Origin of the sequence: Cellulomonas sp. Y8 (genome assembly GCF_008033115.1) — a bacterium.
Lineage (GTDB): Bacteria > Actinomycetota > Actinomycetes > Actinomycetales > Cellulomonadaceae > Cellulomonas.
On sequence record NZ_CP041203.1, the window covers coordinates 1,546,674 to 1,559,666 of the forward strand.

General features: G+C 74.4%; 8 protein-coding genes. 5 read left to right on the forward strand and 3 right to left on the reverse strand.

The window, feature by feature from the left end; all coding sequences use genetic code 11:
* On the forward strand, nt 1–672 hold the full coding sequence (locus tag FKM96_RS06980; protein WP_246855242.1) for a DUF4190 domain-containing protein: 672 nt from the start codon (nt 1–3) through the stop codon (nt 670–672).
* A 14-nt stretch (nt 673–686) separates the two neighbouring features.
* On the opposite strand, the gene FKM96_RS06985 is transcribed toward FKM96_RS06980, so the two are convergent.
* Nucleotides 687–1,361 carry a TetR/AcrR family transcriptional regulator gene (locus FKM96_RS06985; RefSeq protein WP_246855243.1) on the reverse strand — a complete coding sequence of 225 codons (675 nt, stop codon included), beginning with the start codon at nt 1,359–1,361 and terminating at the stop codon, nt 687–689.
* Nucleotides 1,362–1,501: 140 nt separating this feature from the next.
* Between FKM96_RS06985 and FKM96_RS06990 the strand changes: the two genes are divergently transcribed.
* Both FKM96_RS06990 and FKM96_RS06995 read left to right on the forward strand, forming a co-directional pair.
* Nucleotides 1,502–3,775 carry a glycoside hydrolase family 3 C-terminal domain-containing protein gene (locus FKM96_RS06990; RefSeq protein WP_147794627.1) on the forward strand — a complete coding sequence of 758 codons (2,274 nt, stop codon included), beginning with the start codon at nt 1,502–1,504 and terminating at the stop codon, nt 3,773–3,775.
* Between the two features lie 437 nt (nt 3,776–4,212).
* Nucleotides 4,213–5,304, forward strand: a complete 1,092-nt coding sequence (locus tag FKM96_RS06995) for an FAD-dependent oxidoreductase (RefSeq protein ID WP_147794628.1) — start codon at nt 4,213–4,215, stop codon at nt 5,302–5,304.
* Between the two features lie 62 nt (nt 5,305–5,366).
* Here FKM96_RS06995 and FKM96_RS07000 read toward each other — a convergent pair whose 3' ends face one another.
* Together FKM96_RS07000 and clpB are read right to left on the reverse strand one after the other, a co-directional pair.
* Nucleotides 5,367–6,044, reverse strand: a complete 678-nt coding sequence (locus FKM96_RS07000; RefSeq protein WP_147794629.1) for a DedA family protein — start codon at nt 6,042–6,044, stop codon at nt 5,367–5,369.
* 200 nt (nt 6,045–6,244) lie between these two features.
* Nucleotides 6,245–8,845 (reverse strand): ATP-dependent chaperone ClpB, encoded by a 2,601-nt coding sequence (gene clpB, locus FKM96_RS07005; RefSeq protein WP_147794630.1) that lies wholly within the window; start codon nt 8,843–8,845, stop codon nt 6,245–6,247.
* A 697-nt stretch (nt 8,846–9,542) separates the two neighbouring features.
* Here clpB and FKM96_RS07010 point away from each other — a divergent pair.
* On the forward strand, nt 9,543–11,192 hold the full coding sequence (locus FKM96_RS07010; RefSeq protein WP_147794631.1) for a glycosyltransferase family 2 protein: 1,650 nt from the start codon (nt 9,543–9,545) through the stop codon (nt 11,190–11,192).
* A complete protein-coding gene (locus tag FKM96_RS07015; RefSeq protein WP_210417386.1) occupies nt 11,185–12,897 on the forward strand; it encodes a glycoside hydrolase family 26 protein in 1,713 nt (570 codons plus the stop codon). Before FKM96_RS07010 ends, FKM96_RS07015 begins: the two co-directional genes overlap by 8 nt.
* The last annotated feature ends 96 nt before the right edge of the window (nt 12,898–12,993 follow it).

A 12,993-nucleotide genomic window follows, 5' to 3' on the forward strand; every position in this document is an offset into this window, starting at 1 on the left:
GTGGCCGCCCCGTACGGCTACCCGGAGCCGTTCTACGCCCCCGTCTGGGCGCCGCCCCGCCCGCGGACCGACGGCGTCGCCGTCGCGGCCCTGGTCGCCGGGGTCCTCGGCACGGGCCCCGTCGCGCTGGCGCTCGGGCTCGTCGGGCTCCGGCGCACCCGCCGCGCGGCGCCCGAGCCCCGTCGCGGGCGCGGCCTCGCGGTGGCGGGCGTCGTCCTCGGTGCGCTGACGACGCTCGCATGGATCGCGCTGGCGGCGGTGCTGGTCGGCTCGGCGCAGGCGCAGCGCCCGCTGCCGTCCGACGTCGCGGAGCCGGTCGACGCGCACGCGGTGCAGCTCGTCCCGGGCAGCTGCCTCGCGGACGTGCCCGGCGACGGCCCGGTCGACCGGGTCCGCGTCGTGCCGTGCGCGGACCCGCACGCCGCGCAGGCGGTGTCGTCCTACGCGTTCGAGCCCGACGCCGCGTGGCCGGGCGCCGCCGAGGCGTCGGCGCGGGTCGCGGCGTCGTGCGACCTGACCGCCGGCGAGCGGGAGCAGGGGACGCGGATGCTCGCGTGGGCGCCGACGGAGGCGTCCTGGGCGCGCGGCGACCGGGCCGGGCTGTGCGTGGCGGTGCCGCCGGCCCCGGTCACGGGGTCGCTGCTGGACGGCACGGCCGTGCCGGTGGCCTAGCCGCGGCTCGCCGGTCAGCCCTCGGCGTCGAGCTCCGCCGCGTCGGCCGGGGCGGCGTCCGGGGCCGCGTCCAGCGGGACGGTCAGCTGGTCCTGCACCTGCCGCCGCACGACGCCGGCCATGTCGGTGGCGCCGTCGTCCATCAGCCACTGCACCTGCATGCCGTCCATCAGCGCGATCAGCTGCCGGCCGGCCGAGTCGGGGTCCACCCCGACGCGCAGCGCGCCCTGCTCGGCCGCCCGCGCGAACGCCGTCGTCGCGGTGTCGAGCGCGCGCCGGTACCGGTCCTGGAAGTACGCGTGCGCCGGGTGGTCGGCGGAGGTCGCCTCGGCGGACAGCACCGCGTACAGCTCGACGATCCCCCGCCGGGTGGCGTTCAGCGCCACGAGCTCGACGAGGTGCCGCAGGGTGGTGACCCCGTCCGGGCTGTCAGTCTCCAGCCACTCGATGTCGACGTCGTCCCGGTGCTCCAGCACCGCGAGCAGCAGGGACTCCTTGGTCGGGAAGTGGTGCAGCAGGCCCGGGTGCGAGATCCCGCACCGCGCCGCGATCTCGCGGAGCGACGCCCCGCGGTAGCCGACCTCGCCGAACATGGCCGTCGCCTGGTCGATGATCTCCCGGCGCTTCGCGCGCCCCTTCGCGTAGCCCCGTTGCTGCGTCTCGACGGACATCGTCCCTGCCCCCGTCACCGTGCTCCTGCCGCGCCGGGCGGCGCGTGGTGGACAGGTTCTCACAGGAGGTCGGCGGCGCCCGTCCTAAAACCCGACCGAACGGTAGGCATCGGCTACAGTGGCGGCAACAGACCCACCGCACGAGGAGGTGCCCCCGCATGACCGCCGCATTCGACGTCGAGCGCGTCCTGGCCGAGCTCACCCTGGAGGAGAAGGCCGCCCTGACGTCCGGCTCCGACTTCTGGCACACCGACGGCGTCGACCGCCTCGGCGTCCCGCAGGTGATGGTGACGGACGGCCCGCACGGCCTCCGCAAGCAGGCCGAGAGCGCCGACCACCTGGGCATCGGCAACTCCGTGCCCGCCACCTGCTTCCCGCCCGCCGCCGCGCTGGCCTCGACCTGGGACGTCGACCTGCTCGACCGCGTCGGCCGCGCCCTCGGCCGCGAGACCCGCGGCAACGAGGTCGCCGTGCTGCTCGGCCCCGGCGTGAACATGAAGCGCTCCCCGCTGTGCGGGCGGAACTTCGAGTACTTCTCCGAGGACCCTGCGCTGGCCGGCGACCTCGGCGCGGCGCTCGTGTCCGGCATCCAGTCCGAGGGCGTGGGCACGTCCCTCAAGCACTTCGCGGCGAACAACCAGGAGACCGACCGCATGCGGGTCTCCTCCGACGTCGACGAGCGCACGCTCCGCGAGATCTACTTCCCCGCCTTCGAGCGCGTGGTGAAGCGGGCGCAGCCGTGGACGGTCATGTGCTCGTACAACAAGATCAACGGCGTCTACGCCTCGCAGGATCCCTGGCTGCTGACCGAGGTCCTCCGCGACGAGTGGGGCTTCGAGGGCCTGGTCGTCTCCGACTGGGGCGCCGTGGTCGACCGCGTGGCCGCCGTCGCCGCGGGCCTGGACCTGGAGATGCCGGCCACCGGCGGCCGCACGGACGCGCTGATCGTCGACGCGGTGAAGAACGGGCAGCTCGACGAGGCCGTGCTCGACACCGCCGTGCGCCGGGTGCTGACGCTGATCGCCCGCGCCCAGCCCGCGCTGGCCGACCCCGGCTCGATCGACGTCGAGGCGCACCACGCGCTGGCTCGCGAGGCCGCGGCGGACGGCTCGGTGCTGCTGAAGAACGCGGTCGTCGGCGACGCCCCGGTGCTGCCGCTGTCGGCGGACGACGCGGCGCACGCGGTGGTGATCGGCGAGTTCGCCCGCACCCCGCGGTACCAGGGCGCCGGCTCCTCCCAGGTCAACCCGACCCGCCTGGACGACGCGCTCACCGCGCTGCGCGCGGCCACCAGCACGGACCTCGCGTTCGCCGCCGGGTTCTCGGTCGCCGGCGTGGACGGCGACGCCGCAGCGCCCACAGATGCCGCGCTGCTCGCCGAGGCGGTCGAGGCCGCCCGTGGCGCCGGCACCGTGCTGCTGTTCCTCGGCCTGCCCGCGCCGGACGAGTCCGAGGGCTACGACCGCACGCACCTCGACCTGCCCGCCAACCAGCTCGCCGTGCTGCGCGCCGTCGCCGAGGTGAACGACCGCGTGGTCGTCGTGCTGGCCAACGGCTCGGCGGTCGCCGTCGAGTGGCAGGACGACGCCGCCGCGGTCCTGGAGACCTGGCTCGGCGGCCAGGCCGGCGGCTCGGCCGTCGCGGACCTCCTGCTCGGCGTGCGGAACCCGTCCGGCAAGCTCGCCGAGACCATCCCGCACCGCGTCGAGGACACTCCGGCGTTCGGCAACTTCCCCGGCGACAACGGCCAGGTCCGGTACGGCGAGGGCGTGCTCATCGGGTACCGCTGGTACGACACCCGCCTGGTCGACGTCGCGTACCCGTTCGGCCACGGCCTGTCGTACACGACGTTCGGCTACTCCGACGTCACGGCCACCGTGTCCGGCGAGGGCGCCTCGTCCGCCGTCGACGTGTCGGTGACGGTGACCAACACCGGCGACCGGGCCGGCGCGGAGACCGTGCAGGTCTACGTCGGCGACCCGGAGGCCGCGGTGCTGCGCCCGACCCGTGAGCTCAAGGCGTTCGCCAAGGTGACGCTGGAGCCGGGCGAGTCCCGCACGCTCCAGTTCACGCTCGACGCCCGCGACCTGTCGTACTGGCACCCGGCGCTGCGCCGCTGGGCCGTCGGCGGCGGACGCACCGTGGTCGAGGTCGGCGCGTCGTCCCGCGACATCCGCGGCACGGCCGAGGTGACGGTCACCGGCGAGTCCCTGCACGGGACGCTCTCGGCGGACTCGACGGTCATTGAGTGGCTGGCCCACCCGCGGGGCGCCGAGCTGCTCGGCGCCGCGTTCGGCGAGGCCACCGCCGCGCTCGACCCGACGATGCTGGCGATGATGGGCGACATGCCGATGCGCGTCGTCGCGAGCTTCGGCATGGGCGGCTTCGACCTGGACGGCCTGGACGCGCTGGTGGCGCGGGCCGCGGCCTGACCCCCGGCGGCGGCGCCGCTCGCCGCACCCGCCCGCGGGCCCGTCGCGCACCTCGCGCGGCGGGCCTGCGGCGCGTCCGGGCCGTCGCCCTCGCCGCGCCGCCCTGCCCGCCCGCGCCGCCCTGCCCGCCCGCGCCGCCCTGCCCGCCCGCGCCGCTCTGCCCTCCCGCGCCACCCTGCTCGCCGAGATGGCAACTCTCGGCTGTCCGCGGCCCCACTCGCACAGCCGAGAGTTGCCGTCTCGGCGGAGGGGGGACCGCGCGACGGAGGGGACCGCGCGGCGGAGGGGACCGCGCGCGGGGGACATGCGCCGGCGGACGTCGCGCACGTCACGGCGCGGGCGGGTCCTGCGTCCCAGCCCACGCCACGGCAGCGGTGGCAGGCTCGAGGGCACGGGGCCGCGTCCGGCGGTCGCGTCGGGGCGAGAGGGGTTCGGACATGGCAGCACCGCGGGTCGTCGTGGTCGGTGGCGGGTACGGCGGGACGCAGGTCGCCTCGCTGCTGGACGGCGTCGCCGACGTCGTCCTCGTGGACCCGAAGGACGCGTTCGTGCACGCGGCGGCGGCGCTGCGCGCGGCGGTCGACCCGGCTTGGGAGGACCGCGTGTTCTTCGGCTACGAGCGGCTGCTGGACCGGGGCCTGGTGCTGCGGCAGCGGGTCGAGCGGGCCACCTCCTCGCAGGTGCGGCTGGCGGACGGCACCACCCTGGACGCGGACTACCTCGTGCTCGCGACGGGCACCGCCTACCCGTTCCCGGCCAAGTTCATCGAGTCGGAGACGGCGGTCGCACAGGCGCGCCTGGCCCGGATGCGCGAGGGGCTCGCGCGCGCGCAGCGCGTCCTCGTGGTCGGCGCCGGCGCGGTCGGCCTGGAGCTGGTCGGCGAGCTGCTGGACGCCTACCCGCACCTGTGGATCACCGTGGTGGACCAGGCCGACGACGTGCTGACGACCGACGACTACCTGCCGGAGCTGCGCGAGGTGGTGCGTGCGCAGCTCGCCGACCGGGTGGAGCTGGTGCTGGGCTCCCGCCTGGGCTACCTGCCGCCGTCGGACGTCGGCGTGCACGAGCCGTTCGTCGTGGAGACCGAGGCCGGCGTCCGCGTCGAGGCGCAGATGTGGTTCCGCTGCTACGGCAACCTGCCGGCGAGCGACTACCTGGCGGGCGACCTGCTGGGTGCGCGCAACGGGCTGGGCGAGGTCCGGGTGGACGACACGCTCGCGCTCACCGGGCACCCGACGGTGTTCGCGGTCGGCGACATCACGGACGTGCCGGAGTCCAAGCGCGCGTCGGCGGCGCGGGCGCACGCCGAGGTGGTGGCCGCGAACATCACGGCGCTGGTCGAGGGCCGGGAGCCGGCCGCGACCTACCACCCGGCCCCGGAGCGGATCCTGCTGCCGCTGGGCCGCTCCGGCGGCGCGTCGCAGCTCGTCGGCGACGACGGCGTGCGCCGGGTGGTGGGCGCCGCGGCCACGAGCCGCCTGAAGGGCGAGGACCTCTACGCGTCGCGGGTCGGGGCCCTGTTCGCCTGAGCGCGGTCAACCCCGCGCGGCCGGCCCCGCGCGGCCGGCCCCGCGCGGCCGGCCCCGCGCGGTCAGCCCCGCGCGGCGGCCCGGCGGCGGCGCAGGCGGGTCCAGACGAACCGCACGACCACGATCACGATCGCCGCGTACACGGCATAGTTGATGTAGTCCGAGTAGTGCCCGACGTCCTGCCACTGCGAGCCGAGCAGGTAGCCGCCGACGATGAGCAGGCTGTTCCAGACGGCGCTGCCGATCGCCGTGTACAGCAGGAACCGGACCTGGGGCATCCGCTCCAGGCCGGCCGGGATCGACACCAGCGAGCGGACGATCGGCACGCACCGCCCGATCAGCACCGCGGCGCCGCCGTGCCGGTCGAACCAGGCCTCGGCCTTGTCGAGGTCCTCGACCTCCATCAGCGGGATCCGCTCGAGCCAGCGGCGCAGCCGGGCGCGCCCGAACCAGGCGCCGAGGCCGTAGAGGATCCAGGCGCCCGCCACCGCGCCGAGCGTGGCGGCGACGATCGCCCACGCCAGGTTCATCTCCCCCTGGCTGGCGACGTAACCCGCGACGGGCAGCACGACCTCGGACGGGATGGGCGGGAACAGGTTCTCCAGCGCGACGACCAGGCCCACCCCGGCCGGGCCGAGCGCCTCGATCACGCCCACCACCCAGCCGGCCAGACCGGTGAGCTCGGGCGCTGCGTCGGAGGCGGCGGGGACGCCGGCGGCCAGGGCGAGGGTCGCGTTCATCGCGGTCGATCGTCGCACGCGACCTCGCCCGCGGCCTGCGAGGACGGCGGCCGGGCGTGCGAGGCGCACAGGTCCTGCACACCTCGCACACCGGACATCGCGGACATGCGTCGCCGAGCGCGGTCGTCCGCGCCGGGCGCGGCAGCTCCTGCCCCCGCGCTCGGCGCGACGGACCGCGGTCGGCGCCGCACCGCCCGTGGTCAGGCCCGGGTCAGCTCCAGGCCGCCGTCGCCCGCGCGCGTGACCCGCACGGTGTCGCCGTCCCGGACCTCGCCCGCGAGCAGCAGCCGGGCCAGCTTGTCGCCGATCTCCCGCTGCACCAGGCGCCGGAGCGGCCGGGCGCCGTACGCCGGGTCGAAGCCCTCGATCGCCAGCCACTCGCGCGCAGCCGGGTCGACGTCCAGCGCGAGCCGCCGGTCCCGCAGCCGGGCCGCGAGCGCGGCCACCTGCAGGTCGACGATCCGGCCGATCTCCTCGAGCGACAGCGGGTCGAACAGCACGATGTCGTCGAGCCGGTTGAGGAACTCCGGCTTGAACGCCGCGCGCACGGCGTCCATCACCCCGGCGCGACGCTGCTCGGGGTCGAGCAGCGGGTCGACGAGGTGCTGCGAGCCGAGGTTGGACGTCAGCACGAGGATGACGTTCCGGAAGTCGACCGTGCGCCCCTGGCCGTCGGTGAGCCGGCCGTCGTCGAGCACCTGCAGCAGGATGTCGAACACCTCGGGGTGCGCCTTCTCGACCTCGTCGAGCAGCAGCACCGAGTACGGGCGCCGTCGGACGGCCTCGGTGAGCTGGCCGCCCTCCTCGTAGCCGACGTACCCCGGGGGCGCGCCGATGAGGCGCGCGACGGAGTGCCGCTCGGCGTACTCGGACATGTCGATCCGGACCATGGCGCGCTCGTCGTCGAACAGGAAGTCGGCGAGCGCCTTGGCCAGCTCGGTCTTGCCGACGCCGGTGGGGCCGAGGAACAGGAACGACCCGGTGGGCCGGTCGGGGTCGGCGATGCCCGCGCGGGACCGCCGGACGGCGTCCGACACCGCGGCGACCGCGGCGGACTGGCCGATGAGCCGCTCGCCGATGACCTCCTCCATCCGGAGCAGCTTCGCGGTCTCCCCCTCGAGCAGCCGCCCGGCGGGGATGCCGGTCCACATGGCGACGACCTCGGCGATCTCGTCCGGACCGACCTTGTCGGCGATCATCGGCGCCTGCGCCTCGGCGGCCGCGGCGTCCGCCTCGCGCTCGCTGGCCTCCGCCTCGGCGATCTCCTTCTCCACGGCCGGGATCTCGCCGTACTGGAGCCGCGCCGCGGCGGCGAGGTCGCCCTCGCGCAGCAGCCGGTCCGCGGTCGAGCGCAGGTCGTCCAGGCGCGCCTTGAGGTCGCCGACGAGGTTGTGGCCGGCCTTCTCCTTCTCCCAGCGGGCGGTCAGCCCGGCGAGCTCCTCGCGGCGGTCGGCGAGGTCCGCGCGCAGCTTCTCCAGCCGCTCGCGGGAGGCCGGGTCGTCCGCCTCGGACAGCACGACCTCCTCCATCTCCAGCCGGGTGACGGCGCGCTGCAGCTCGTCGATCTCGACCGGGGAGGAGTCCAGCTCCATCCGCAGCCGGGACGCGGCCTCGTCGACGAGGTCGATCGCCTTGTCCGGGAGCTGGCGGCCGGTGATGTACCGGTCCGACAGCGTGGCGGCGGCGACCAGCGCGGCGTCCGCGATCGTCACCTTGTGGTGCGCCTCGTACCGCTCCTTGAGCCCGCGCAGGATCGCGACGGTGTCCTCCACGGACGGCTCGCCGACGAACACCTGCTGGAACCGCCGCTCGAGGGCGGGGTCCTTCTCGATCCGCTCGCGGTACTCGTCGAGTGTGGTGGCGCCGACCAGGCGCAGCTCGCCGCGGGCCAGCATGGGCTTGAGCATGTTGCCCGCGTCCATCGCACCCTCGCCGCCCGCGCCCGCGCCGACGACCGTGTGCAGCTCGTCGATGAACGTGACGACCTCGCCCTCGGAGGAGGTGATCTCCTCCAGGACGGCCTTCAGCCGCTCCTCGAACTCGCCGCGGTACTTCGCGCCGGCGACCATCGCCGCCAGGTCGAGCGAGACGAGGCGCTTGCCGCGCAGCGACTCCGGCACGTCGCCGGCCACGATGCGCTGGGCCAGGCCCTCGACGACGGCCGTCTTGCCGACGCCGGGCTCGCCGATCAGCACCGGGTTGTTCTTGGTCCGGCGGGACAGCACCTGGATCACGCGGCGGATCTCGGCGTCCCGGCCGATCACCGGGTCGAGCTTCCCGTCGCGGGCGCGCTGCGTGAGGTCGACGCCGTACTGCTCCAGCGCCTTGTAGGTGCCCTCCGGGTTCGGGCTGGTGACGCGGGCGGAGCCGCGGACGGACGGCAGTGCGGCGGCGAGCGCGTCGCGGGAGGCGCCCTGGGCGCGGAGCGCGTCGGCGACGCCGGTCTGCCCGGCGGCGAGCCCGAGCAGCAGGTGCTCCGTGGACACGTAGTCGTCGCCCAGGGTGCGCGCCTCGGCCGACGCGGCCTCGATCGCGGACGCGGTGGCCCGGGAGGCGGTCGGCTGCGCGACGGACGAGCCGCTCGCGGCGGGCAGGTTGACCAGGATCGCGCGCACCGCGCGGCCGAGTGCCTGGCGGTCGGCACCCACGGCGTCGAGCAGGCCGTTCGCCACGCCGCCCTCCTGGCCGAGCAGCGCGTTCAGCAGGTGGGCGGGTTCCAGCTGCGGGTTGCCCGCGGCCGACGCCTGCTGGATGGCGTCGCCGATCGCCTCCTGCGACTTGGTGGTGAGCTTCGCGTCCAACGTCCCCTCCGTGCGTCCGGGTCGCGCGCGACCGGTCGGCCGCGCGCGTGGTCGAGCGTGCGTGTCGCCCCGCGGCTCCGCGCGGGACGTCCGGTGCAACGCCGAGCAAGTTGAGCCTATTCCGCTCAACTCTGCGCGTCGAGCCGGACCGGAACGAGGCGGGCCCACTTCCCCACGCGGCGACACGGGGCTCGACCGCACGGGTGACGTCGGGTCATAGCAGCGCGTGACTCTGACCCTCGTCACCACGCGTTGTGACCGGCTTCACGCCCCCGACTCCCGTACGACACATCCGCGCAACGCGCGACACGCGCGCTGACCTGCGACGCTGTTGAAGCGCTTCCCTGTTCCGGACATGTCCGACTTGCACGACTGTGATCTGCGCATTTGCGGGCAATCCGGACACGTTAGCTGTGATCCATCTCACAAACTGTGCCCGAATTGCCGGGTGCGAGTTGCGCGACGGGTACCGCGTCCAACACGCTGGGCCCACTCGAGGCCGGGAGCACAACCGGCGCACAGACTCACCCGATCGTCTCGTCTCCGCCCGTCCGAACGGGTGACACCACGTCCTCGTCTGCCCCCCACTCCAGTCACAGAGGCCGACGCCTCCCGACCGGGACAGCGCATCCCGACCCCGTTCTCCGCCGCGTCACCGTCGCCGCCGGCACCCTCCCGACCGACGCCGAGGTGAGCGATGTTCATCTTCATCCTGCAGATCCGGCACATGCTCGACGAGCAAGCCGAGCTGTACCTGTTCACGATCTTCTCCGGGCTCGTCTGGGCCCTGTGGCTGCTCAAGGTGGGCCTGTCCCGCCGGTACCGCCCGTGGACCGAGGAGCACCACGAGACGACGAGCGTGATCGTCCCCGTGGTCGACGAGCCGCTCGACCTGTTCCGCGACGTGCTGACCCGGGTGACCGAGCAGCGCCCCGACGAGGTCATCGTCGTCATCAACGGCGCGCGCAACCCCGGGCTCGAGGCCGTGTGCGAGGAGTTCGCACCGCTCGTCCGCTGGGTGCACACCCCGATCCCGGGCAAGCGCAACGCCGTCAAGATCGGCACCGAGATGTCGAAGTACGACATCACCGTGCTGCTCGACTCCGACACGGTGTGGACGCCGGGCACGCTGCCCGAGCTGATCAAGCCGTTCAAGGACACGAACGTCGGCGGCGTCACCACCCGCCAGCGCATCCTCGAGCCGACCCGCTCCTGGATCACCCGCTGGGCGGACTGGCTGGAGAACTCGCGCTCGCTCTACTCGATGCCCGCGCAGTCGGTGCTCGGCCAGGTCGGCTGCCTCCCGGGGCGCACGATCGCGTTCCGCCGGCACATCCTCATCGACGTCATGGACGACTTCATGACCCAGCGGTTCATGGGCGTCTTCCTCGAGGTCTCCGACGACCGCACGCTGACGAACCTCACCCTCAAGCAGGGCTACCGGACCGTCTACCAGCACACGAGCCTCGTCTACACCGACGCCCCGCTGCAGGTGAAGAAGCTGTTCAAGCAGCAGCTCCGCTGGGCCCGCGGGTCGCAGTACAACACGCTGCGGATGCTGCCCTGGATGCTCGGGCACGCGCCGATCCTGGCGATCTTCTTCCTGACCGACATCCTGCTGCCGTTCCTGCTCGTCGGGACGATCGCGGGCTGGGTCTACCGCTCGGTGAGCGGCACGGGCGTCAACCTCTACGAGGCGATGCTCGAGACCTACGGCGCCCAGGCCGGCTGGTTCTGGGTCATCGCCCTGATGGTCGTGTCCTCCGTGCTGTCGATGGCGATCCGGCAGATACGGCACCTGCAGGAGGTCCCGAGCGACTTCTTCCGGCTGCCGATCTTCATCATCGTCTCGACGTTCTTCCTCATGCCGGTCCGGCTGCTCGGCTTCCTCCGCATGGCGCACGCCTCCGGCTGGGGCACCCGAGCCGGTGCGTACGCCGGCGGCGACCCGGGTCAGGGTGGCGCGGAGGAGGCCCCGCAGCCCGGCACGCTCGAGGCCGAGCTCGGCCTGATCGCCGACACGGCGCCGGTGGACGTCGTCGACCGCGGCGGCTTCCCGACCCAGCGCGACCACGCCACCGACCCGGGCGCGTACGGCGAGCCCGTGCACGCGGTCGCCGGGCACGCCCCTCTGGAGGCCGGCGCCGCCGCGCCCGCCCCGACCACCGCCGCGCCGGTCCCTGCCGCGCACACCGCGGTCGCCACCGTGGCCGCCCCCGAGAGCTCGCGCCGGCACGCCCGTGCCGCCGCGCCCGCCCCCGCCCGCCGGCGGCTCAACCCGCTCGCGGCGATCCCCTACGTGATCGCCGTGGTCCTGTTCGCCCTGGAGGCCCTCCTCTATGTCTGACGCACCGATCACGCCCAGCGGCAAGCACTGGTGGGCCCCGACGATGGGCCGGATGACCGTCCGCGCCCGCGTCGCGACCGCCGTCATCGTGCTGGCCCTCGTGGCCGTCACCGCCGTCGTGTGGAACCTGCCGACGGTCTCCTCGATCGTCAACGCCCAGGCCGACGAGCCGACCGCCGCCGAGCTCGCGCTCCAGCAGCGGAACGCCGAGCTCGAGGGCCAGCTCCAGTCCAGCCGCGCGCAGGCCGACGCCCTGCGCGAGGTCCTCGGCGACGAGCAGGCCGCGCGCAAGAAGGGCGAGGAGTCCGCCGCGCAGAACCAGGCGCAGCGCGAGGCCGAGGCCGCCGCGGCGGCCGAGGCGGACCAGAAGGCGACCTCCGGGTCGTCGAGGTCGGGCTCCTCGAAGTCGTCCGGCTCCTCGTCCCGGTCGGGCCGTGGCGGCACGGCGGCGGCGGCCGGCTCCGGCGCGGCGAACCCCAGCACCCCGCGCCCGGACAACCCGAGCACCCCCGCCGCGCCCACCAGGCCGACCGCCCCGAGCAAGGCGGCGCTGGTGAACCCGACCAGCCGCTACTTCGGCATGTACACCGAGCAGGCCCCGTTCAACTGGGCCACGTTCGACGACGCGGCGGACGAGGTGGGCCGCCAGCAGTCGATGGTCGGCTTCTTCGGCGGCTGGGACGAGGCCTACCGCGCCAACGCGGTGACCCGGGCCTGGCAGCGCGGCATGCTCCCGATGCTCACCTGGGAGTCCCGGCCGATCGCGTCCGGCAACGACGTGGTCGACGAGCCGGACTACACCCTGCCGAAGATCATCGCCGGCGACTTCGACGCCTACCTCACCCAGTACGCGAAGGACATCGCGTCGACCGGGCTGCCGCTCGCCATCCGCCTGGACCACGAGATGAACGGCGTCTGGTACCCGTGGGCCGAGCAGACCGGCTCGGGCGCCCCCATCAACGGCAACGGCGTCGGCGACTACGTGAAGATGTGGCAGCACGTCCACGACGTCTTCGAGGCGAACGGCGCGAACCAGTACGTCATCTGGGTGTGGGCGCCGAACATCGTCAACAACCTGCCGGCCGCCAACCAGAGCACCGACTTCCTGCGGGCGCTCTACCCCGGCGACGCGTACGTGGACTGGGTCGGCGTCTCCGGCTACCAGCGGCCCCCGTACAAGTCGGACAACGACGCGACCTTCGGGTACACGTTCGACCGGACGCTGAACCAGCTCCGGGAGATCACGGACAAGAAGATCCTGCTCGCCGAGGTCGGCGCGTCCGAGGTCGGCGGCACCAAGCCCGCCTGGGTGAAGTCGTTCTTCGAGGGCTTCGACCCCGGCCGCAACGACGACGTGATCGGGTTCGCCTGGTTCAACCTCGCGGTGACGACCTACGTCGACGGGCAGCTCGCCACGAACGACTGGCGGGTGGACTCCCGGGCCAACAGCCTCGAGGCATTCCGCACCGGGCTGGCCGGCACCGCGCGCAACTTCGGCGGGACGGTGCTGGCCACCGCACCGGCCGCGACCGCCGCGGCGCCGGCGGCGGAGGAGCCCGCGGCCGCCGCCGCACCCGCTCCGACCGCGTCGCCGTCCCCGGCACCGACCGCCGGCCCGGCGCCGACCGCCTCGCCGAGCCCCGCGCCGTCGCCGTCGCCCAGCGCGACCGCCTCGCCCACCCCGACCCCGGCGGCGACCCCGTGACCGCCTGCCGGACCCGCACTCCCCGCCACCCGCGCCCCACCGTGAGGAGCACTGCCATGAACGACGCGTCCCTCTCCGCCGCCGCCCTGTCCGCCG